24 protein-coding genes are annotated in these 22,906 nt (G+C 50.1%); 17 read left to right on the top strand and 7 right to left on the bottom strand.

Annotated elements, in window-relative coordinates; genetic code table 11:
- Positions 1–17: 17 nt before the first annotated feature.
- The 6 genes from O3276_RS20455 (at position 18) to O3276_RS20430 (ending at position 6,698) form a co-directional block, all read left to right on the top strand.
- Positions 18–719 carry an ATP-binding cassette domain-containing protein gene (locus tag O3276_RS20455; protein ID WP_269672973.1) on the top strand — a complete coding sequence of 234 codons (702 nt, stop codon included), beginning with the start codon at positions 18–20 and terminating at the stop codon, positions 717–719.
- On the top strand, positions 713–1,870 hold the full coding sequence (locus tag O3276_RS20450) for an ABC transporter permease (RefSeq protein WP_269672972.1): 1,158 nt from the start codon (positions 713–715) through the stop codon (positions 1,868–1,870). Before O3276_RS20455 ends, O3276_RS20450 begins: the two co-directional genes overlap by 7 nt.
- A 242-nt stretch (positions 1,871–2,112) precedes the next feature.
- Positions 2,113–3,036 (top strand): hypothetical protein, encoded by a 924-nt coding sequence (locus tag O3276_RS20445; protein WP_269672971.1) that lies wholly within the window; start codon positions 2,113–2,115, stop codon positions 3,034–3,036.
- A gap of 209 nt (positions 3,037–3,245) precedes the next feature.
- Positions 3,246–4,838, top strand: coding sequence for a peptide chain release factor 3 (locus O3276_RS20440; protein ID WP_269672970.1), 1,593 nt, complete (start codon positions 3,246–3,248; stop codon positions 4,836–4,838).
- Positions 4,839–5,025: 187 nt separating this feature from the next.
- The gene (locus O3276_RS20435; RefSeq protein ID WP_269672969.1) at positions 5,026–6,207 is read left to right on the top strand and encodes a CD0519/CD1768 family membrane protein; all 1,182 of its coding nucleotides are present in this window, start codon (positions 5,026–5,028) and stop codon (positions 6,205–6,207) included.
- 254 nt (positions 6,208–6,461) lie between these two features.
- Positions 6,462–6,698, top strand: coding sequence for a hypothetical protein (locus O3276_RS20430; RefSeq protein WP_101748311.1), 237 nt, complete (start codon positions 6,462–6,464; stop codon positions 6,696–6,698).
- A gap of 84 nt (positions 6,699–6,782) precedes the next feature.
- Here O3276_RS20430 and O3276_RS20425 read toward each other — a convergent pair whose 3' ends face one another.
- The gene (locus O3276_RS20425; RefSeq protein ID WP_269672968.1) at positions 6,783–7,268 is read right to left on the bottom strand and encodes an FKBP-type peptidyl-prolyl cis-trans isomerase; all 486 of its coding nucleotides are present in this window, start codon (positions 7,266–7,268) and stop codon (positions 6,783–6,785) included.
- Positions 7,269–7,411: 143 nt separating this feature from the next.
- Between O3276_RS20425 and O3276_RS20420 the strand changes: the two genes are divergently transcribed.
- Entirely contained in the window at positions 7,412–7,993 is a 582-nt protein-coding gene (locus O3276_RS20420; RefSeq protein WP_269672967.1) for a DNA-3-methyladenine glycosylase I, read from the top strand.
- Here O3276_RS20420 and O3276_RS20415 read toward each other — a convergent pair.
- The 5 genes from O3276_RS20415 to O3276_RS20395 all read right to left on the bottom strand — a co-directional run bounded on the left by O3276_RS20415 (position 7,960) and on the right by O3276_RS20395 (position 12,059).
- On the bottom strand, positions 7,960–8,880 hold the full coding sequence (locus tag O3276_RS20415; protein WP_269672966.1) for a hypothetical protein: 921 nt from the start codon (positions 8,878–8,880) through the stop codon (positions 7,960–7,962). The two genes, O3276_RS20420 and O3276_RS20415, sit on opposite strands and share 34 nt — an antisense overlap.
- A 174-nt stretch (positions 8,881–9,054) precedes the next feature.
- Complete coding sequence (locus tag O3276_RS20410; protein WP_269672965.1) at positions 9,055–9,915, bottom strand: hypothetical protein; 861 nt, start codon at positions 9,913–9,915, stop codon at positions 9,055–9,057.
- Between the two features lie 160 nt (positions 9,916–10,075).
- On the bottom strand, positions 10,076–10,396 hold the full coding sequence (locus O3276_RS20405; protein WP_269672964.1) for a DUF2288 domain-containing protein: 321 nt from the start codon (positions 10,394–10,396) through the stop codon (positions 10,076–10,078).
- Positions 10,397–10,603: 207 nt separating this feature from the next.
- Positions 10,604–11,464 carry a hypothetical protein gene (locus O3276_RS20400; protein WP_269672963.1) on the bottom strand — a complete coding sequence of 287 codons (861 nt, stop codon included), beginning with the start codon at positions 11,462–11,464 and terminating at the stop codon, positions 10,604–10,606.
- A gap of 238 nt (positions 11,465–11,702) precedes the next feature.
- Positions 11,703–12,059 carry a hypothetical protein gene (locus O3276_RS20395; protein WP_269672962.1) on the bottom strand — a complete coding sequence of 119 codons (357 nt, stop codon included), beginning with the start codon at positions 12,057–12,059 and terminating at the stop codon, positions 11,703–11,705.
- Between the two features lie 242 nt (positions 12,060–12,301).
- Here O3276_RS20395 and O3276_RS20390 point away from each other — a divergent pair, with 242 nt between their 5' ends.
- Together O3276_RS20390 and O3276_RS20385 are read left to right on the top strand one after the other, a co-directional pair.
- The gene (locus tag O3276_RS20390; protein WP_269672961.1) at positions 12,302–12,673 is read left to right on the top strand and encodes a nitrous oxide-stimulated promoter family protein; all 372 of its coding nucleotides are present in this window, start codon (positions 12,302–12,304) and stop codon (positions 12,671–12,673) included.
- Positions 12,674–12,746: 73 nt separating this feature from the next.
- On the top strand, positions 12,747–13,832 hold the full coding sequence (locus O3276_RS20385; RefSeq protein WP_269672960.1) for a baculoviral IAP repeat-containing protein: 1,086 nt from the start codon (positions 12,747–12,749) through the stop codon (positions 13,830–13,832).
- Between the two features lie 190 nt (positions 13,833–14,022).
- On the opposite strand, the gene O3276_RS20380 is transcribed toward O3276_RS20385, so the two are convergent.
- Positions 14,023–14,745: an SDR family oxidoreductase gene (locus tag O3276_RS20380; RefSeq protein ID WP_269672959.1), complete on the bottom strand. Its 723-nt coding sequence runs from the start codon at positions 14,743–14,745 to the stop codon at positions 14,023–14,025.
- Between the two features lie 418 nt (positions 14,746–15,163).
- On the opposite strand from O3276_RS20380, the gene rsxA reads away from it, so the two are divergent.
- The 8 genes from rsxA (at position 15,164) to O3276_RS20345 (ending at position 22,868) form a co-directional block, all read left to right on the top strand.
- A complete protein-coding gene (gene rsxA, locus O3276_RS20375; protein WP_101748302.1) occupies positions 15,164–15,748 on the top strand; it encodes an electron transport complex subunit RsxA in 585 nt (194 codons plus the stop codon).
- A gap of 71 nt (positions 15,749–15,819) precedes the next feature.
- The gene (gene rsxB, locus O3276_RS20370; RefSeq protein WP_163372540.1) at positions 15,820–16,410 is read left to right on the top strand and encodes an electron transport complex subunit RsxB; all 591 of its coding nucleotides are present in this window, start codon (positions 15,820–15,822) and stop codon (positions 16,408–16,410) included.
- Positions 16,407–18,767, top strand: a complete 2,361-nt coding sequence (gene rsxC / locus O3276_RS20365; protein ID WP_269672958.1) for an electron transport complex subunit RsxC — start codon at positions 16,407–16,409, stop codon at positions 18,765–18,767. The genes rsxB and rsxC overlap by 4 nt, the downstream gene beginning before the upstream one ends.
- Before the next feature lie 88 nt (positions 18,768–18,855).
- Complete coding sequence (gene rsxD / locus O3276_RS20360) at positions 18,856–19,932, top strand: electron transport complex subunit RsxD (protein WP_269672957.1); 1,077 nt, start codon at positions 18,856–18,858, stop codon at positions 19,930–19,932.
- A gap of 3 nt (positions 19,933–19,935) precedes the next feature.
- A complete protein-coding gene (locus O3276_RS20355) occupies positions 19,936–20,529 on the top strand; it encodes an RnfABCDGE type electron transport complex subunit G (RefSeq protein WP_332328140.1) in 594 nt (197 codons plus the stop codon).
- Positions 20,475–20,645 (top strand): FMN-binding protein, encoded by a 171-nt coding sequence (locus tag O3276_RS25915; protein WP_442876608.1) that lies wholly within the window; start codon positions 20,475–20,477, stop codon positions 20,643–20,645. Before O3276_RS20355 ends, O3276_RS25915 begins: the two co-directional genes overlap by 55 nt.
- Positions 20,635–21,375 (top strand): electron transport complex subunit E, encoded by a 741-nt coding sequence (locus O3276_RS20350; protein ID WP_269672956.1) that lies wholly within the window; start codon positions 20,635–20,637, stop codon positions 21,373–21,375. Before O3276_RS25915 ends, O3276_RS20350 begins: the two co-directional genes overlap by 11 nt.
- A gap of 107 nt (positions 21,376–21,482) precedes the next feature.
- Complete coding sequence (locus O3276_RS20345) at positions 21,483–22,868, top strand: hypothetical protein (protein WP_269672955.1); 1,386 nt, start codon at positions 21,483–21,485, stop codon at positions 22,866–22,868.
- Positions 22,869–22,906: the final 38 nt, after the last annotated feature.

The raw sequence follows: 22,906 nt of genomic DNA, 5'->3' as shown, positions 1-22,906 counted from the left end.
TTGCAAGAGGGCCATGTATGAGTCAGGCAGTTACCGTAGAAAAGCTTGAATTAAGCAGAGGAAAGCAAAACTGCCTGTCGATACCACTGTTTACGGTAGAGAACGGCGAACGCCTGCAGATTACCGGGTTGAACGGCTCTGGCAAGACCACGCTGCTGCAACTGCTGACCGGGTTAATCCTGCCGGACAGTGGCCGAATTGACATACTTGGGCAGCAGATTGACAGCCTGTCCAGATCCGGGCGGGAGATATTTCGAGCCGGACAGATAGGCTACATCTTTCAGCAGCCAACATTGGTTCCCTATCTGAATCCACTGGAAAATATTTTACTACCCTGTCGTTTATCCAGGTGGCGCCAGCAGCGGCTGGCAGACCGGAAAACCACGGCGAATTATGAGGCCTACCAGCTGATGGCCGCACTCAACATGGAGAACCCCGAGCTCCTGCGCCAAAGCACCGGCATGCTGAGCATTGGTCAGCAACAACGGGTGGCTATTGCCCGGGCACTGATCGGTTCCCCCCCGCTGATTCTGGCCGATGAAGCCGCATCAGCACTGGACCCGCAGGCGCGAACAACCCTGTATGACATGCTGCTGAAAAGCACCAGAGAACATGCACAGACATTGATCTGTGTTGACCATACCCCTTACCCGGGATTTGACCGCTGTATTGATATGTCAGACATCAACCATTCACAACAGGTGGCCAGGCTATGGTAAACATCCACTGGCTCAGTACTGCATTACTGACCTTTCAGCATGCCATGAAGAGCATGAACTATCGGAAAAAAAACACGCTGGCCATGCTGCTGGTTCTGGCCTTTGGTTTTTACCTTGTGTTTCTGTTTCAAGGTATCAAGCAACAAATGATTGAAAGTATTGATCGCTATTCACTGGAAAGCGACCTGATCATCAGTAAAGAAACACCGGCCATGCCCCTGGTTCTGTTCTCGCTATTCCATGTGGGCTCAGCACCACCACAAATGCGCCTGAGCCTGCTGAATAAACTGATAAGCCACCCGGAGATTGAATACGCCATTCCTTATGCCTATGGCGAAACCCATCGGGGAATCACCGTTATTGGTACCAGCGCCGAAGGGATAGCACGATTGACTCGACATTCAACCAACCCTGCAAAACACCCGCAGAGAAAACAGCAACGGCCGATCAGCCCAGAAACATTACCGCCAGCAACTCACCCGATGGCCGCTTATATCGGGATAAACATCGCCAATACCCTTGGTTACCAAATCAACGATCAGATCACCATTGCCGATGGCAGCGAACCAGGGCCAGAACAAGAATACAACGAGCTATTTACCATCGCCGGTGTTTTGTCACGGCAGAATACCCATCAGGATGACAGTATTTATATCCCGATTGAAGGTTTGATAACCGCAAGAAAATCCTACGCAAAAGGCAATACGCCGAGCTGGTCAAGCCCTGATGATATCTCTTTTATCGATATCAAACTGCGGGACCGTATGGCCCTTCTGGCGCTGGAAAAAAGCCTGACTCAATCGGCCACAGAACAAGGCCTGGCGATAACCGCCGCGATACCAGCCAGAGAACTGGAGCTACTTTATAGTTATCTGAACAGGGCAGCGGTCAGCATGATATTCATCTCGTTTGTCACGCTCGGGTTGTGCCTGCTGACCCTTTTTTATGCATTGACCCGCAACCTTCAGGAACGAAGACAGGAAATTCAGCTTTATCAGACACTGGGAATGAGCCAGACCTGCATCAGTGTCATGGCCCTGCTTGAGCCTCTGTTAATTATCTCCGGTGCTCTTGCCCTGGGTTTCATAGCCAGTGAAATGCTGTCAGCCCCTACCGCCGATTTTTTCCTGATAACATGGTTAATGAATTAAGGTGATTTAAAAACGTATTTTTTTGATTCTTGGTTATTAACCCGGATTGAACACGAAAAATTGCCGGGCAAAACAACAAATCAAGCTCATAACCCGGTTAATAACGCTAAGCTGGGAAGGCAATAAAGGGAACTTTTCCATACAACCCGGATCTAATGGAGTTAATCACAGTAGTTACCAAACACGTTGGAAGATTTCATTCCGAATTGATCAGCGGAGAAACTTCCACCCGGAGTGCAAGAATGCCCGCGCAAGTTGTCAACAGGCTACCCAACATAGCCTTACTTCTGGTTCTGACCATTTTTATCATTTATCCGCAGCTTGATTATGCCAGTAGCCATAACGGATTTCCCGGGCAAAGCTATAGCAGCTACTCTCTGCCGGTTGACTACCGGCATATGGCGTTGTTTCAGCTTAAGCTCAATCGTTATTACTACCCTACCCGTTCAGGGAACCCCGACTATATACATATTGAACACACCCATCATCATTCACACCTGGGATGGTGGGATGGCCCGTTTTTCTGGGGAGGCTATACCATTGACAACGATTCTTCCTTCAGTGATCGGGTGTCAGACGGGCTGGTTGGGGTCGCGGTGGTGCTGACAGTCGTTGCTGTTGCCGCAGCAACCGTCTACTCAGTGGTCCATGCAACCTCGCCCTATCTGGGCGCTGCCGGCCTGACATCGATTGAACTCCCGGAAGACTCACCCTGGAAAATTACGGATTATAAAGTCGCACATGGTGGAGCAATACGGTACTCAGATTTAGCCTTCAACGAAGACGCCATGATCAACGCCAGAGAACAGAAAATGTTCGACCGGCAGGAAATGAATCAAGGCCGCTTTCTTCTCGTTGACCAGGAGAACTGGTGGGGTATTGTCGATTACCCTGTAGACGTTGACGTAACCTTCACCCACTTTGATGACGTTTCAGGCGAAGCCACTGAACAGGTAACGGTGAATGTGCAACGTGAAGTCACCAACGGCATGAAAGCTGGAACCATTTTGCCACGGGTTGTCCACAGGACTCAAAACCAGCAGAAGTATCAACTGGCCACCAGAACCGATTATCCGGCATGGTTCAATTTTTCCAACTGGTATCATCAGCCAGCCCGGATAATGATTGATTTCAAGCCCTCCGGCCCGGTGACACCTCACGATTAATTACCATCTCTTGCCAATTCAGCGAGTTGAAAGTCCGGTCTTCGTTTTTTAAACCACAGAATCACCGGACTGAACATCAGCCTACTTGCAGTCATCCCCCCGATTTGGATAATTCACCCAAATTTTGCTTATTTTCTTATTTTGTACACATCCCTTCTTTACGGTAGGCACCTGTGTACAGAGATACGTACACAATTTGGAACCCGCTCATGCCTCCATCAACGTCACCACTTCTCCGGGAAGTTGAAGCCAGACGCACTTTTGCTATCATCTCCCACCCCGATGCCGGTAAAACCACGATTACCGAAAAGCTCCTGCTGCTCGGCGGTGCCATTCAGCTTGCCGGTACGGTAAAAGGCCGCAAGAGCGGGCGAATGGCCACCTCTGACTGGATGAAGATGGAACAGGAGCGTGGTATCTCCATCACCACCTCGGTGATGCAGTTTCCCTATGACGGCCGTACCGTAAACCTTCTGGATACGCCCGGACACGAAGATTTCTCCGAGGACACCTACCGGACACTGACCGCTGTTGACAGCTGCCTAATGGTCATCGATGGTGCCAAAGGTGTCGAAGATCGCACCATCAAACTGATGGAAGTCTGCCGCCTGCGGGACACACCAATATTTACCTTCGTTAATAAAATGGACCGTGAAGTCCGTGACCAGATTGAAGTACTGGATGAAATTGAAGATATCCTGAAAATCCAGTGTGCACCTATCACCTGGCCTATCGGCATGGGTAAACAGTTCAAAGGGGTTTATAACCTCTATACCGATACCATTCATGTGTTCAAACCCGGTCAGGCCAGTGTGGTTCCGGAAGATATCCGGATCAAAGGTCTGGAGTCAGCAGAAGCCAGAACCCTGCTGGGTGATCTCCATGAAGAGTTGATGGAGGAAATTGAGCTGGTGAAAGGTGCCAGCCATGAGTTTGATCTGGAAGAGTATCTTGCCGGTCGGATGACTCCGGTCTTCTTTGGTACCGCACTGGCCAACTTCGGCGTTCGGGAAATGCTGGATGATTTTGTCAAGTGGGCTCCCTCCCCCATGCCCCGGGAAACCAATGAACGCACGGTGGTCGCCAATGAAGAGAACTTCTCAGGGTTCGTCTTTAAAATCCAGGCCAATATGGACCCCAAACACCGTGACCGCATTGCCTTTCTGAGAATCTGTTCCGGCAAATACACGCGGAATATGAAAATGAAACATGTTCGTATCGGCAAGGATGTAAAAATTGCCGATGCCGTGACGTTCCTGGCGGGCGACCGTTCCCATGTGGATGAAGCGACCTCCGGTGATATCATCGGTCTGCACAACCACGGGACTATCCAGATTGGTGACACCTTTACCCAGGGTGAAATGCTGAAGTTTATGGGCATCCCTCACTTTGCGCCCGAGCTGTTCCGCCGTGTCCGCCTGAAAGACCCATTAAAGCTCAAGCAATTGCAAAAAGGGCTGCAACAGCTCTCGGAAGAAGGTGCTACCCAGCTATTCATGCCAGTGAACAATAATGACCTGATCCTGGGGGCAGTAGGTGTACTGCAGTTTGATGTGGTCATGCGCCGACTGAAAGATGAATACAAAGTTGAAGCGATCTATGAGCCGGTTAACGTCAACACCGCGCGCTGGATTGACTGCAGTGACCAGAAAAAGCTGGAAGAGTTCAAGCGCAAGTGCGCTGATAACCTGGCCATGGATGGCGGTGGCCATCTGACCTATCTGGCACCCACCCGGGTCAACCTTTCCCTGGCGGAAGAGCGCTACCCGGATGTGACTTTCCGCACGACCCGGGAACATTGATCGCAACCGATAACCCCGGATATAAAGTGACAGGCAAACAGGTTGGACTGCCTGTCACTGTGATTAGTTCCATCGTTCAAATCAATAATTTATCTCGCCTGCATTTATTCCTTTTCTGACTAATACCGATACTGCGGGACCAAAAAATATTGTCTAATCTGAAGGTTCCTTTCTTTCTGGTATTTCTATGAGTGATGCAGTCTCGACCAAATCGGAAACCTCAACGGGTGTACGTCAAATCGTAGAGCCGCTAGTCCTTCTCCTTCTGGCAGGGCTTTTGTTTGGCTACCTTGGCCAGACCATGGGTGTTACCCACATGTTCAACACCCTCTTCAACACCGCGCACCAGCTGTTGTTAAATACCGTACTGTTCCTGATGGGAATCACTGTATTAACCGGTGCCGCAGGTCGTCTGCTGATGGAGTTCCATGTCATTTCCCTGATCGAACGGCTGCTGGTGCCATTAATGAGACCTGTGTTCAATCTCCCAGGCCGTGCTGCCATGGCGGCCATGATGACCTTTTTCTCAGATAACCCCGCCATCATTGGCCTGGCAAAAGACAGGCGTTTCAACCACTCCTTTAAGGTTCCCGAAATCATCTCACTGACCAATTTCGGTACCTCTTTTGGTATGGGACTTATTGTCATCACCTTTATGGCAACCCTGCAGAATAATGAGACCGGCGCTACCTATTTCCTGCCGGCCATGATTGGCCTGGGCGGTGCCCTTGTTGGAGCCATCATATCCACACGGCTGATGCAGCGCCTTATCCGAAATGATTCCCGGCTGCATGAGCTAAGCATTAAAGATACTCACAGTGAACTTCTGGATGACCACAGCTCCACAGATCCGGTCTGGTTGAGATTCCTCAACGCTCTGCTAGATGGCGGTAAAGGTGGCGTCAAAATGGGGGTAGCGATTATTCCCGGAGTATTAATCATCAGTACGTTTGTTATGGTGCTGACCTTTGGCGCACCAGTAACCGGCTACACCGGTGGAGCGTTTGAGGGAGTGGCCCTGCTGCCCAAACTGGCCAGCCATGTTACCTGGCTGTTTGAGCTGCTGTTTGGCTTTGATCATGCCGAACTGGTTGCCTTCCCCATTACCTCGCTGGGTGCGGTTGGTGCCGCCATGTCGCTGGTACCAAACTTTATCAGCCAGGGCATTATTGGTGGCAGTGATATTGCCGTGTTTACAGCGATGGGGATGTGCTGGAGTGGTTACCTGAGTACCCATACGGCCATGCTCGATTCTCTTGGCTTTCGACAGCTCACCTCAAAAGCCATTCTGGCTCATACGATTGGTGGTATCTGTGCCGGTATCGCTGCCCGTTATCTTTACCTGCTGCTCAGTCCTTTTATTGGCTAACAGCCGACAAATAATCAACTCATCGGATGAGTTGATTATTTGTTTTTTCGCCTGGGACTGGCAAAAACAGTATCCGCAATAACATCCCCCTCCAAATCGTGATCAAGTGACTCAAACCAAGGTCTAACGGTCAAAAATCATTTCCGGAGCCATATTTAAGACTCTACAGATATAAACAGAAAGTTTATAAGATCCACAGCTTTTAAGAAACTGGGCTGAGCAGCCCGGAATACTGAATTGGTAAGGAGAGATGTATGCGCCTGAACCTTCTTTTAGCACCGTTACAACAGGTAATCGATACCATGCATAAGGGAAAAACCTTCAAGATCCGGGTGCTGATGGAGGAACTTGGCCTGTGGGAACATCAGGATGATCTGCAGAAAATGAGAACAGCCCTGGCATTTCGCTCCATGGTGGAAAGTGGCGTGCTTAGCAATATTCAGCTTCTCACTCACCATAAAACCCGCCATGCGGTATATATCACGATATAATTGCCATAAAGAAGCCGGAGGTATCCGGCTTCTTTATAGGATCAACGTTCTGCTCAACGCTTCACACTGTGGGTTTGGATGGTCTCAGTGAACATGTCCGCCAGGCCCATGCACATGACCGTGGTCCAGCTCTTCCTTGGTGGCTTCTCGAACTTCAACCACTTCAACGCTAAAGTGCAGATTCTCACCCGCCAGGGAATGGTTAGCGTCGATCACCACCTGGTTCTCTTCATCATCAATAGCTACCACGGTGACAATACGTGGGCCAATGGCGGTATCGGCATGGAACTGGTTACCCACCTCTACAGGATGGTCACCAAACTGCTCTTTCGGTACCGGCTGCACCAGACTTTCGTCGTACTCGCCGTAGCCTTCAGCAGGCTCAACCACCACATCAAACTTGTCCCCCGCCTGCTTGCCTTCCAGGGCATTTTCCAGCCCTTCGACAATATTTTGCTCACCGTGAAGATAAGCCATGGGCGACTCGCCTTCCGAACTGTCGAGAACTTCTCCCGCATCATTTTTCAGAGTGTAATGGAACAGAGCCACTTTTTCTTTGGCTATCTTCATCTGTTTATGCCCTTAATAAAGTAAACAACTATCTTAACTGCCATTGTTACTGGTAGCCAGAAAACTGCAAATAAATGCGCTATCTGATTTAATTAGCAAACTAACCCTGTTGGCAAGCACCTGACAAAAGGAGTTTTTTTATCTTGAACGATGCTCGATGCAGCTGGTGCCATGGCGATGAACTCTATACCCAATACCATGACAAAGAGTGGGGGGTTCCCTGTCATAACGACCAGAAACTCTTTGAATTCCTGATTCTTGAAGGTGCCCAGGCAGGTCTGAGCTGGATCACCATCCTGAAGCGCCGAGAAGGCTATCGGACAGCATTTCATCAATTTGACGTTCAACAAGTGGCCAGAATGACAGACCAGGATGTTGAAAAGCTGATGCAGGATGAAGGCATTATCCGCAACCGGCTGAAAATCCGGAGCGCCATTAACAATGCCAGGGCGTTCATTCGGGTGCAGGAGGAATTTGGCAGCTTCAGCCAGTATCTGTGGTCGTTTGTAAACCATCAGCCCATCATCAACCGGCGACAATCCATGAATGACGTGCCAGCCACCACCGATATTTCAGACCGGATGAGTGACGATCTGAAAAAACGCGGTTTCAGTTTTGTTGGCAGTACGATCTGCTATGCCTATATGCAGGCAATGGGTCTGGTGAACGATCACCTGGTCAGTTGCCCATCTTATCTAACCGAAAAAGTTATTGCTTCTGCATAGGTTGGTGGTTGCCCTTGTGGTGCTGGTTCATCAATCACGGGTTCCGTTTGTGTTCCCTGATCGCGGGCTGTTTGTGTCCCCTGTTCACGAGTAGTTGGCTCTGCTGGCACAGGGGCTGCTTGAGCGGGGGGAGCTGGCCGTCGAATAACATGACTCGGTAAGGGATAGTTATCTGTGTGATTATAATTTGGGTATTTAAACACTGCTTTAATAACCTGGCAGCATGATGCTTCAGGGTAGTCATACTTGATTCGCTTATAGATTTCACGGAGGTGAGCGCAATAAACAAAACCGTACAACCCTCCCCCCAGAACGACAAATGAACCCAGGGCAAGCGGCATATCAAGATAGTTGATCGAAGAGGCAGGTTCAGAAGTCGTGTTCAGGTGTGTCGTTGAAGATGTGAAGGATGGAGTATATGAGGCACCTGCGTTTGGCCCTCTACTGTAGGTCGTGCTGCCGCCTGGCGATCCATCAGGGTATGCCGGTCTGCCACTCAAAGGGTATGCGCCCGCAAGAGCAGGCATTGCCGCCAAAAACATCAGGCTCTGTTTTATGTCCGGAAATACGCCAGGGAACTGCCCTGATTTCATCAAATGCTGAAGGGCGAAACCGGCAACACTGCCTAGCAACTTATTGCTGCCATGCAAACCAGCCTGTAAGGCCTCTCTGGCAAGATGTACACCGTAATCAGACAGGGATTTATCTGGCCTGATACTGTTATCCGAATCCAGGTGGCAGTCCGACGGGCTGGGCTGTGGGCAGCTGACAGCCCTGCCGTTTGTCGTTGTCACTTGGCGACAACAGTCGGTTTGAGAAACTGCATCTTTTTTACCAACCATTTGCGCATAGGGCAGGGCTGATGACGATTCAAGAGAAGCATGCATTTTAGTATTTTCCTTTCCAAGAAATCTGTTATTGCAGACCATCAGTCGGCAATTAAGTTCAATCAAGATGATTGATACCGTCTTCAACAGCGGGGACATCAATAAGAATGTTCCTGGAAGATGCCTCAGAAGGATTATTTCAAGTACTTGAGGGTTGCCTCAAAAGCAAAACAGTCATGTAACTGGTTCCTTGGGATTTTCAAGGTTAGCTGTTGCTTCTGCATAGGTTGGTGGTTGTATCTCTTGCAGTGGTGAGTCATTAATCACTGGATCTGTTTGTATTCCCTGCTCGCAGGCTGTTTGTGTTGCCTGCTCACAAGTTGTTGGCGCTGTCGACGCCGGGGCTCTTTGAGCAGGAGGAACTGGCAGACGATACTTTTCCTCATAGGTTAAATACCGATTTCTTTCGGGATCATTTGGGTTATCGAAAGCTGCTTTAATGAGTTGACGGCGTGATGCATGAGGGTTTTGATCCTTGAATCGCTGATACTCATTATGGAAGTCGGAACAGTATGCGTAAGCGGCACAAAGGCCTACAAGGGCGGGGATGCCAACGATCAAGAACAACAGAGCTGGCCCCTCGCTCTTGTCAAAAGGGATGGGTTCAGAAGTTGTGGTCAGGTTTGTTGGATCGGTGAAGGATAGTGAGGTATCAATCGGCTGGGTACCCGCCAGAGCAGGCATTGCCCCCAGCAACAGCAGACACTGTTTTTTTATGTCCGGGGAGAATTGCAGTGATTCCATCATTTGCCGAAAGGCGAAACCGGCGACATTGCGTATCAGCTTATTGCCGCCCTGCAGACCGGCCTGTAAGGTCTCATTGACAAGCTGTACTCCGTAACCAGAAAGGGATTTATCTGTATTACTAATGATCTTATCCGGGCATACCGACTGGCTGGGGTGTGCGCAGTTGACAACCCTGCCATTAGTCATTGACACCTGAGGAGAACATTCGGTTTGGGAAGCTGCGTCATTTTTGATAGCAACCATTTGCGCATGAGGCAAGCTGGATGACGATCCAAAGGTAGCGTGCATTTTGACATTCCTTTCGAGGCAATATTCTCGTTAAGACCATCAATCAGCAATTAAGTTCAGTAGAGACCAGCAAAAGCTGTCAGCAAAAAAAGAAATGAAAAAGGTATCAACAAGACAGCTTTCAGTGAAAGGTTGCTGATCCCTTTTTCCAACACAGCACCTACCGTCCTTCCTGCTCCCTTTCCTGCACCAGTACCCAGGGGCGAACCACAACCGCCCACAGATCACGATTATCGGTAAGCCAGGACTGGGCCTGCTCATCGCTGACCGCCCCCAGGACACCCTGTTCAACCCAGGCTTCTACCGCTGATTTATTGTCTACCGAGATCTGATAGCCTACATCAATCAGGTCCAGCGAATCATCCACCTGCAGCACAACCCCCCGGGCAAAGTAACGCAGCAGTTCAGACCAGGCTATTAACGAGGTTTCCTGATTTAATTTGGCCTTTTCAAGCAATTCACGGCTAACCGTCTCAGACATCTTTTGTATTCTCATTTAATTGCACAGAGATTTTACAAACCGACAATTTTTTTATAACGGTGGGCGGGAGCATAACAGCACATAACACTAAAGTGAAAACGCTCAAAAGGGCCTGTTGACGTTTCATTGCGTACTCGCAACACGTCAACAAGCCCTGTAAGAGTTGAGCTGACTTTGTCTTTAATGGAGAGAAGCCCCGGTTCTCTTCTATACGGCACTTTGACTGCTGCTCAAAGCGGCAAAATCTGCACTATCGGTGATGGTTATCTGTTTGTGTTGCAGTTTGAACAACGCCCCGGGAGACCGATCAATACTGTCTTGTTGCCCGCTGTAAAAGTGCCTGGTGAGTTGATCAATGCTGTCACTGTATTCTGAATATGCAAACACCTGTGCAGACCAGCCAGCCTGGAGAATGAATTTTTTTACTTCACTGAGTGCCTTTTCAGCCCTGATGATAGGGGAACCGATAGCCTTTTGTTGATTCAAATGAGATAACACAATGCTTTTGAACTCTAGTCCGAGTGCTTCACAATTCTTTTTATAGAATTCTGAAAGGTAAACCTCCGGCTCACCTGAGACATTTATTGAAACTTTAATAAACTGCGTTGATGAACTCATCCATGATATTGAAGAATCAAGTTCACCAACGAACTCTTCAAGATCTGATTGTTGACCTTCTACTCCAATTAATAAGAAAACAGAATTTGCCCTGGTAATCTCACAGGGTGCGCCTGACACAATATATCCACCAATATTACCAAGTGTTTCTTGACTGTTGCCATGAGTGGGTGTGGGCGGGTTAAATTCTAAAATGACAATCGCACTATTTTCTCTATCTGTGGTCCGGAGTTGCTGACCATTTAACTTTTTGTTCAGGTAGGTAGTTGCTGTAGTAAAAAACCGGACATTTTTTCCCTCTATAAACTGCTTTCTGACATCTTTAAGGCTCGGTGAAGACCCCGAGGAACGAGAGGAATCCTCGACATAATCAATATCTATACAACGCCAGGCAATTTTTTTATCTGATACCCCGCTCTTGGTGATTTGCTGGTGAATCAGCTGCTCCATCAACAATGCTCCAGACCCCATGGATATAAAAGTTACCCGACTGTCCGGCAGTTTTTGCAGATAGTCGCACACCCATTGAGTAACCTTGTTGATCACCTTTATACGGGATTTTATGCTGTCAATTTCGTCATAAACATTAAAACTCAGGTACCCCAATTTAACACAGGTTAGTGATTCATTGCTTTCCTCCGATACTTCCCGTCGATGGATAAACTCACTGGTATGGATATCTTTACATTCAAGCTTCTTTGCTACCAGGGGGGGGGCGCTGAAATAAATCATCAATTTCCTGAAGCTTAACACCGGGCAGGTCGGGATAGATCATTTCTTCAACCATACGATGAATTGCTTCTTTTTTTTCTGACTCTGTTCCACCTGAAGGAATTTTTTTGAGCAGCGAGAGGCAGGCTTCGTTTGTCAGTTTTAATACAGTTCTTAAGGACAAGGGTATTTTTTGATGTTCAATGATATATCGTGCAACAGTCTCCTTTACAGCACCGGGGTTAACAGAACTGTTCTCTGGTAATGACTGACCAGCAGCCTGAGGCTCTGGTGTAGAAGGGGTACTGTGACAGCTGCTGATAGTGGTTTGCATAATTACTTACTCAAGTGATTATTTTAATGGGCTGAGCAAATTTGTTCAGTACTTGAGTAGTAGAAATAACTTTGTGAGAAAAGTTCAGTTTTGTCACTGGTCAACGGGTATAAACGACACGAATAGGCTGGTTCTCAATGGCCATCAGACTTCGTCAGTGCCATTTTCGAATGGCCTGATTTGGCAATCCAGGCGGATTATGGGAGGATGGCTTCCTCAAAACAGAGAAGGTTACGTCGTTTATGCCCCTCGCTCTCAAAGGCCGTCTGAAAGATCACCCCAGGCTGACCCGTGAATATTTTACCGTTACCCGCATGATTGAGCTTTACTGCCACCACCACCACCACCAGCACCCTTCCCTGTGCAATGAATGCCTCTCTCTGCTGGCTTTCAGCAAGCGACGGCTTGAACGCTGTATTTATGGTGTCGAAAAACCCACCTGCGCTAACTGCCAGGTCCATTGCTACAAACCGGAACAACGTCGACAAATTCGTGAAGTGATGAAATGGGCTGGCCCTCGCCTGCTACTTAAACATCCCATTCTGACCATTCAACACCTTATTGATGAACGCAGGTCTGCGCCGGTGCCCCCAACGCCGGGAGCAATTGAATGAGCTGAGGGAACTTTCCTGTAAGAAACTGGTCAGAGAGTTATAAACAAATATACCTCTGGACGGATCTGAAAATATGGAATGTCATCGGCTTAACCCGAATGTTTCTCGAGCCCCACAGCGTGCATACCTTCTTCTGCCAGAGCCCGGGGAAGAGAGCCATACACCGGTTCACTCTCGCAACCCCCTGGCGGGCAATTCATTTAGTGGTCTTCGATGTTATGCACCGGTCCCGGGATTACTGGTAATTCACGCGCCTCCCGGCACGCCGTTTGAGCCAAGATATCTGCATACCCGTAAATCACATCATGCACCTTCCGGGCATGTTTATACCCGGCTTCCCCACGAGAACACGCCAAGCCCTTCTCAACCAATTGATATGCTGATGGCCAAAGCAGCCACTTTCAAGGGCTTTGAGAAGAACTTCCCCTATCATACTCCGAAGGAATTGGCTGATGCGGGATTTTCCTGCAGTAAACACAGTGACTCAGTTTATTGTGATAAATGTGATATGCATGTTGGCAACTGGAAACCTGATGATCTCCCATGGATTGAACATACTCGCCTGTCGCCAGACTGCGCGATCGTGAAGTGGGAAATGGGTCAATCATTTATCAAAACGATTAAAGAGTCATTTGATGTGGAAAAACAATTAAAACAGCACTGCGATCAACACACTCCTGTAAAAGAGAATCCTTACAATACGCTTGTAAAATTCAGACTAAGCTGGCCTTACCAACAACTTGAACAGATTTACAATAGAAACCTTAAAGATCTTCCAGAACAAATGCGCAAGGTCGAACAAGCCTTTATTCATTGGCATTATACTGAAAACCTCTCTGGAAATAGCACTTTGCACGCTTCCTGTATTCTAAGCCTGCTTGATCCCCGGAACCATAACAAGGCGGCCATAGCTGAATCCTGTAGAAGGTACGAGCAGGAATACAATGAATACCAGGATCAATTAAAAGAATTAAAAGAATTAAAAGAAGTGCAAAAGCTAATTGTTCAGTTGAAAAATGAGCGCATTGCACTCTTTGAACAAGTAAATCAGCAAAGGCAAATAAGAATCAAGGCTGAACAAGAGAGTGAAGATGCTAAGATCGCCCGCAGACTTCAAGAACAGTACAACAATGAACAGTTTCGATTACCTGCCCACTAAGTCAGAAAATATGATTTCATTTGGGTTAACTACGTAACCTCATTTGAGGACTCGAGTTGGCTTGCATGCATCTCGAGTTGGCTTGCATGCATTATGAATGCACATGCAAGCCGACTTTCATACCATTTGCAACATGTTCGCGACAACCCCGGGGGCGTCGGAATCAGGTGCCTGTCAGAGCGGAAATTCTCTACGCCGTTTGTCGGGTAGCCGTAACTACCAGCTCACGGATACAGACATTTTGTGGCTGCTGATACACAAAGGTAATACAACGAGCAATATCCTCTGCCGTGATAACGCCGCCCATGCCGTGCTTCCACTGCTCATAGCCCTCCTTGATGTCACTGGATGTGGTATGGCTCAGCAGCTCAGTTTCTACCGCTCCCGGTGCGATGGTTACCACCCGTACACTGTCGTCAGCCAGTTCTTCTCTCAGGGTTTCAGACAAACCATGCACAGCAAACTTGGTACCACAGTAGGCCATGTGATTTGGAAAGCCCTTGATACCAGCCACTGAGCTGATATTGAAGATGGTTCCACCTTTTCTGGCTTTCATCTGACGGGCAACGGCATGGATGCCATTCAAAACACCTTTGATATTCACATCAACCATGGTATCCCACTCGGCAGGATCCTGTTCATCGACACGCCCCAGCTGCATTAGCCCGGCATTGTTGATAAGACAGTCTGTAGGTCCATAGTGGGACTCGGCTTCTTCGATAACCAGTTTCAGGGCATCACGATCCGTCACATCCACTCGTCGGCAAAGTGCGTCAGTCAGATCCAGGGCCTCCAGGCGCTCGGCCCTTCTGGCCAGTAATAACAATGGATGTCCAAGCTGACTCATGGCCCTGGCAACGGCTTCACCAATACCAGAGCTGGCTCCGGTAATAACGACCAATGGTTTATTCATGGCAGGACTCCTGCTGGAGTATATGTAGGGATTTCAGTCCACCGGCATGTGGTGAACCGGGTGCGGATGTATTTACATGCAGATAATTATGATAGCTGATCTGAAAAGGCTTATTGATGAGAAAACAGCATTCGTTGACTGTTATTCGGCATTCTTCAGCCCCATTAGAGGCATCACTACATGCATCCGGCCGGTTGTGGCGTTATAATCCCCGCCTCCTGAGCCAGGAGGCTGTTCAAATGAGTCTTCCGAAAAAAGCACCCAAACCGGTTACCGGCTTATCGTGATTCGATTTGCGTCTTTAAACATGATTTATTTGCTTATTTCGGAAATATATACTTGACGCCCTCCATCAGGCATTCAATAGCATTTTTGATCAACCGGCTCGAAGAGCCGGGCATTGCGGCAGGAAACCCCAATGAGCGAACTGATACTGATTCTGGTCAGCGCCATACTGGTTAACAACTTTGTACTGGTCCAATTCCTTGGGTTGTGTCCTTTTATGGGCGTGTCCAACAAGCTGGAATCGGCCATGGGTATGTCGATGGCCACGACCTTTGTGCTGACACTGGCCTCTATCTGCAGCTATTTAACGTATAAGTACGTCCTATTGCCACTGAACCTGGAGTTTCTGAAAACCATCTCATTCATTCTGGTGATTGCCGTGGTGGTGCAATTCACCGAGATGGTGGTGCGCAAAACCAGCCCGCTGCTGCATAAGGTGCTGGGCGTGTTCCTGCCACTGATCACCACAAACTGTGCGGTACTCGGGGTTGCCCTGCTGAACACCAACCGGATGGACAGCTCACTGGTGGATTCAGCCACCTACGGCTTTGGTGCTGCGGCCGGTTTTTCCCTGGTACTGGTGCTGTTTTCCGCCATGCGTGAGCGCATCGCCGCGGCGGACGTGCCAACGCCATTCAGAGGGGCCGCCATCGGTATGATCAGCGCCGGTCTGATGTCGTTGGCATTTATGGGGTTTACCGGACTGATCAAACTGTGAGTGCAGGATTTCAAACCATGATGAGAAATGCCAGACGTGATAAAAAGCTGAAGGAGCGGTTGCGTTAGTCCATGGACATTGTTCTTTACGCCATTGGAGCCCTGCTGGCTCTTGCCCTGATTTTCGGGGCGATTCTCGGTTTTGCTGCTATCCGCTTTAAGGTGGAAGGCAACCCGATTGTTGACCAGATTAATGAAATTCTGCCCCAGACCCAGTGTGGCCAGTGCGGTTATCCGGGGTGTCGCCCCTATGCGGAAGCCATTGCCAATGGCGATGCCATCAATAAGTGTCCGCCCGGTGGTCAGGCAACCATCAACACACTGGCGGACCTGCTGGATGTAGAGCCTGAGCCGCTGGATGCGGAACATGGGCAGGAGTCGGTCACCAAAGTTGCCTTTATCCGGGAAGCGGAGTGCATCGGTTGTACCAAGTGCATTCAGGCCTGCCCGGTGGATGCCATCCTGGGTGCCGCCAAACAGATGCATACGGTGATTTCCGATGAGTGTACCGGCTGCGATCTCTGTGTTGAGCCCTGCCCTGTTGACTGTATTGAAATGCGTCCTGTGGATATCACGGTCAGGACCTGGAGCTGGGCGCTGCCCCAGCCGAATCATGGCAAGGCTGGCTTGATTGCCACTGACCTCAGGGGGCAGACCGTATGAACGCAATTGTCAAAAGTCCACACCAGGACATACAGAGCCCTGTGGCCGGGAGCCAGGTGATAGCCAGTTCTGAACGCAAAATCTGGCCACTGACCGGTGGGGTTCACCCGGAAGAAAACAAGCATCAGTCCACCAGCCGCCCTGTCAGTGTTCCGCCTCTGCCTGAAACACTGGTGCTGCCATTGTCGCAACACGCCGGTTTGCCTGCAGATCCGCTGATTCGCGTGGGGGACAAAGTACTCAAAGGCCAGATGATTGCCAAAGCGTCCGGCTTTGTCAGCGCCGCGTTGCATGCGCCCACCTCGGGCACTGTTACCGCCATTGAGAACCGTCCGATTCCCCATGCCTCCGGCTTTTATGATCTGTGCATCATTCTCGAAACCGATAGCCAGGAGCAATGGTGTCAACTGGCACCCGTAGCGGATTATCGTCAACTGTCGCCTGCTGAGCTGGTAGAAAAAGTACGTGATGCCGGCATCAGCGGTATGGGTGGTGCCGGCTTCCCTACAGCCATCAAACTGGCACCCGGCACAGCAATCAATACCCTGATTATCAATGGTACGGAGTGTGAGCCCTATATTACCGCCGACGATATGCTGATGCGGGAAAAGGCTGAAGCGGTGATTCAGGGCGCAGAAATCCTCCAATACATGCTCGGTGCCCGAGAGTGCCTGATCGGTATTGAAGACAACAAGCCGGAAGCCATCGCCGAGATGCGCAGGGCCGCGGCTGGCAAAAATATAGACATTATCGTTTTTCCCACCATCTACCCTTCCGGTGGTGAAAAACAGCTGATCCAGATTCTTACCGGTCAGGAGGTGCCTTCCGGAAAACTGCCTGCGGATCTGGGCATGGTGGTTCAGAACGTGGGAACAGCCGTTGCCGTCAAAGACGCCATTGTGGACGGCAAGCCGCTGATCTCACGTATCACCACCCTCACCGGTGATGCCCTGGCAGCGCCACAAAATGTCGACGTATTGATCGGTACACTGGCTCAGGACCTGCTGCAATATGCGGCGCTCAAAACGTCCGAATTATCAACGCTGGTGTTTGGCGGTCCCATGATGGGCTTCACTGTTGATCGCATGGATATCCCGGTGATCAAAACCTCAAACTGCCTGATTGCCGCGACGGAGGATGAATTTCCGGCAGCACCGGATGCCCAGGCCTGTATCCGTTGCGGGCACTGTGCCGAAGCGTGCCCGTCTTCATTGCTGCCCCAGCAGCTTTACTGGCACGCCAGGGCTGAGAACCATGAGCAGCTTATGCACCACAATCTCTTTGACTGTATCGAGTGCGGTGCCTGCTCCTTTGTCTGCCCGTCGTCTATTCCGCTGGTTCAGTATTACCGGGCATCCAAAGGCGCTATTCGTACCCAGGAAGCCAAACACACCAAGTCCGAGCGCTCCAAGCAGCGCTACGAAGATCGCCTGGCCAGACTGGAGCAGGAAAAAGCCGAGAAAGAGGCCAAACGAAAAGCCAATGCCGAACGGGCAGCAAAACTGAAGGCGGCCAAAACAGCGGAACAAACCGAAAGCGACGCCAAAGCCGAAGAAGACCCGATCCAGGCTGCTATCGCCCGGGCCAAGGCACGAAAAGCAGCGGCGGCTGCCGGGAACTTGGAGCCCGCGTCAGCCAGACAAGCGTCTGATCGACCACTTTCTGCCAAACAGAAAGAGCTGAAAGTTCAGCTGTCCATGGCCAAAGCTCAGGCCAAAAAGACAGAGAGAGCGCTGGCTGCCGCCGAAGCTTCTGCTGAGCTTAAAGGTGACAGGAAAGATATTGAACAACTGAAGTCTAATCTGGCGATGCTGAATGAGCAGGTAAGTCAACTTCAGCAGGCGTTTGATGAAAACAGTCAGGATTCTGCCAGCAAAGACAGTCCAGAGAAGCCCGCTAAAGCAGCCAAACCGGCACTCTCAGACAATGAGAAGAAACGCAAGGTTGAACTGGCCATGGCCAAAGCTTCGTTGAAAAAAGCAGAGCGCGCACTGGCAGCAGCGGTTGAGAGCGGCTCTCCTGATGAGCAGGAGAACACCGAGTCGTTCAAGCAGGCCGTCGAAGCGTGCCAGGCCAACATCAAGCGCCTCGAAGCTGAGGCTTCAGAGCTTCCGACAGAAACGGTGACAACCCCTTCTGCGGATGCCAAACCATCAGCAAAAAAGGCCAAAGCGCCATTAAGTGATGAAGCGAAAAAGCTGAAAATCGAGTCAGCCATGGCCAACGCTGCGGTGAAAAAACTTCAGCGCGCGATCGCCAGTGCCGGTGAAGATGAGCAGGATACGCTGAAACACCAGCTGGTGGCAGCGGAACAAAAGGCGGCTGAGCTGAAACAGGCGCTGGAGAGTCTCTCGTGACTTGCAGCTACAGCCACCTTGTTCCCATGCTCTGCGTGGGAAGAAACCCGGGAAGCATGATAAAGACACAACAGAGCGGAATCGTTGAATGGCTTTGATTAATAGCAGATCGTCCATCAGCCAGCGGGGCAGAGAGACCTCACCCCATGCGCTGGGACAAAACAGCACTCAGCGGGTCATGAGTCTGGTGATCATGGCCACCATCCCCGGTCTGATGGCACAAACGGTCTTTTTTGGCTGGGGCACACTGATCAATGTTATCTGGTGTTCCCTGGTTGCGATGGGCTGCGAAGCGGCCGTGGTATCACTGCGCCAACGGTCCGTGAGCTTCTACCTGAGTGATTGCAGCGCCCTCTTGACCGGTGTACTGCTGGGGCTGGCATTGCCGCCCTTTGCCCCCTGGTGGCTATCACTGGTCGCTGTGTCCTTCGGTATGGTCATTGGCAAACATCTCTATGGTGGCCTGGGTCAGAACCCCTTTAACCCGGCCATGCTGGGCTATGTTGTGGTACTGATTTCGTTTCCCCAGGAAATGACCACCTGGCTGCCACCACTGGGGCTGGAAGGTCATAACAACAGCCTGACCGATGCCCTGTTCACCATTTCCCCCCTGGGTCAGGGTGTTGATGCCATCAGTATGGCCACCCCACTGGATGTGTTGCGCGAAAACAAAAGCCTGACCATCAATGAACTCTGGGAAGCCAACCCGGTATTTGATGGCATGGCTGGTCGTGGCTGGATGTGGGTTAACCTGGCTTATCTGGCCAGCGGCGTCTTTCTGATCTGGCGCAAAGTATTTACCTGGCACGGCCCTGTGGGGATGCTCGCTGCCATTGCCATTATGGCGACCCTGTTCTGGAGTGGTAACGGGTCAGACAGTCATGGTTCCCCGCTGTTTCACCTGTTCAGTGGTGCCACCATGCTGGGTGCTTTTTTTATCATTACGGATCCGGTCAGTGGTGCAACCAGCAACCGTGGACGTCTGATTTTTGGTGCGGGTGTTGGCGTTATGGTCTACGTCATCCGTGCCTGGGGTGGATACCCGGATGGTGTCGCCTTTGCCACGCTGCTGATGAATATGGCTGCCCCCACCATCGACTATTACACTCAGCCACGCACTTATGGCCACCACAAGGCCAATAAAGGCCTCCCAAAGAAGGACTGAATCATGAGTGACGGCCAGATTCCTTTAAAAGACACCACCGGCAGCAAGGCTCCCGGCGGGAACAGTCTGCTGCAAAGCATTTTTCGCAATAGCCTGGGCCTTGGCCTGTTTGCCGTATTTACCGTAGGCCTGATTTCCGTGACCTGGATCATGACTCAGGAACAAATAGAGGCACAGGTTCGAGCCTATGAAGCCAAAGCGTTGATGGAGATTCTACCGGCTGATACTCACGACAATGTGCTGGTAGATTCGAAAATTGTTCTGGAACCATCCCCCCTGCTTTCCAGCCAGGATCAACGTGACGCCTATATTGCCCTGAGTGATGGGGCGGTCTCTGCCGTTATTTTGCCGGTCACCGCACCTGACGGGTATAGCGGGCGAATTGAGCTTTTGGTGGGCATCAACCGCAATGGTACGCTGGCAGGTGTCAGGGCCATCACCCACAAAGAGACACCCGGGCTTGGCGACAAGATCAACAGTAATGTCACTGACTGGATTCTCGGGTTTGCCGGCAAATCCCTGGGCAACCCCGTTAGCGAAGGCTGGGGAGTAAAAAAGACGGTGGTGAGTTTGACCAGTTTACCGGTGCCACAATAACGCCAAGAGCGGTTGTCGCTGCGGTGTACCGCGCACTGCAATACTTTGAGGCAAACCGCAAGCGATTGCTGGACCCACTCGCCGGTGTCCGCGAGGAGATTCAATATGACAAATGACACTGTGGCGAACCAGAGCACTGCTGGCAGCCAGGCCGCAAAGATCGCTCTGGATGGTCTCTGGAAAAACAATCCGGCACTGGTCCAGCTGCTGGGCCTGTGCCCTCTGCTGGGGGTTTCCAGCAGTGTCGTCAATGCGCTTGGTCTGGGCATAGCCACCATATTGGTGGTGATGGGCTCCAACGTTGCCGTCTCTCTGATACGGCACCAGGTAACCGATGCCATTCGCCTGCCAGTATTTGTGATGATTATTGCTTCTTTCACCACCTGTATCGAACTGCTGATGCAGGCTTATACCTACGAACTCTATCGAATACTGGGTATTTTTATTCCGTTGATTGTCACCAACTGCATCATCCTGGGCCGGGCCGATGCCTTTGCCTCCCGAAACCCGGTGCTGCCTGCCGCTTTTGACGGTTTGATGATGGGTACGGGCTTTGCCGTGATTCTGGTATTGCTGGGGGCACTGCGGGAGCTGATTGGCCAGGGCACGCTGTTCTCCGGCATGGACCTGCTGCTGGGTCCCATTGCCGCTGACTGGACCATTACGGTGATTGCCAACTACAAGCAGTTCCTGTTTGCCATTCTTCCCCCGGGCGCCTTTGTCTTTATGGGCTTTTTGATTGCCATTAAAAATATTATTGATCGTCGCCTGGAAGAAAGAAGGAAAAGCCTGCAACCGGTAACTGCAAAAGTAAGCAAACGGGTCAGGGTTACCGGTAATGTTTGAATATTCTTAAGGAACTTATTCTCTGATTTCCTGTCTACTGAATCAGAATTGGTAAACCTTTTTTGATTTGCCAGACAGGCCCCCATTAAACCAGAGGAAATTCTGTAATGTTATCTGTTCAATCGAATCCCCCACCCTTGCAATCAACATCAACAGGCAATGAAAAAGCGGTTGAAGACGTGGAGGTGAGCAGATCAACTCAGCCTGTTGAACTGACACAACTCCAGAAATGCATCCTGGACAACCAGCGCTTTATCCTCGATACAGTAAATCTGGTTAAAGTTATGAACAAAGTCTTTGGTAAAAAGGAACCAGACGCCTCGCTACGAAAGCCAGACAATTTCGATGCACTGCCGGAGCCAGAAAAGTACGAAAGTCTGTCTCAGCTTGTCAGGCGACTTGACGTCTATTTCCACCAAAGCCCCATTCTCAGGGAAGAACAGGGAAAAATAGTGGAGCGCTGGAATGCCATAGAGCAAACTGAAGTCATTGAAAACCTGAGTGACGCTGCCAAAAATGAGCTACGGTCAGCACTTGAGCCCTTAAGGACTGCTGATTCAGAGCCCCTTGATTTTAATGAACAATCAGCTCTTCTTTTTCCGGGAGCGGCTATCCCTCGAATGCACCTTCGCCCTAAGTTCGCTATTGCACAAAACAGTGACAATAAACTGCCCGGACTGCTGCTCTGTAACGGTTCATCAAGGACTATGGGCGACGTCGACAAGCTTCAGGATGCTACTAGCAATGATCGTCTGTATAAGCGCATGGGTGAGCTGGTTAAAGAGTTTAAAACTACCCTGGGATCCACTGCCACAGAAACTCACGCCCAAATGGCTCTTATGGACATGCTCCGTATGGCTGACCAGAAAAGCGATCAGAAAAGCGATCAGAAAAGCGATCAGAAAAGTGAGGAGATAAGCGAGGAGATAAGCGAGGAGATAAGCGAGGAAATAAGCGACCAGAAAAGTCAGCAGACATGCTTCCTGAACAAACAAACCATCTATGTAACTTATACCGGAGAAGTTCAATTCTTTCAGCAATCTCTTCAGGAAGATGGCAAATACACCCTCAACCTCAATGAGAAAAATATAATCACTGGCAGACCAAACACCGAAGCAACGATGGTGTCTGCCTTAAATGCCCTGGAACTACTGCCTGGACCCACTCCCGGAGACATCGTTCTGGTCAGCAACCAGCCCCATATACGAGCCCAGCAAATTGCCACAGAACGCGTGGTTGCCAATAGAGGGTACAACAATGACTACTCTCCAATAACCATCCGTGCCTGTGGTGACGAGTGTTCGCTGACAAGCTCTAAAGATTTGTTCCTTGCCATCGACTCAGCCAGAAAGGCAATCCAGTTGTTAAATCCGGATTATCATGTGACAACTAATTGGGTTAAAGCCCCGGAATGGAAGCTGTTTGAATCCAGGAAAGCCGGTGAATGGCAGCTCTATAAGCCTGAGCAACCGCCACTGGAACTATTGGTTTAGGCTTTCTTCGCAGGGTGGCTTTATGCCAACCTGCGAAC

It is taken from the genome of Endozoicomonas sp. GU-1 (assembly GCF_027366395.1).
In the GTDB taxonomy this organism is placed as follows: domain Bacteria; phylum Pseudomonadota; class Gammaproteobacteria; order Pseudomonadales; family Endozoicomonadaceae; genus Endozoicomonas.
The sequence above is the reverse complement of the archived record's forward strand: the minus strand, read 5'-3'. Positions and strand labels throughout refer to the sequence as shown.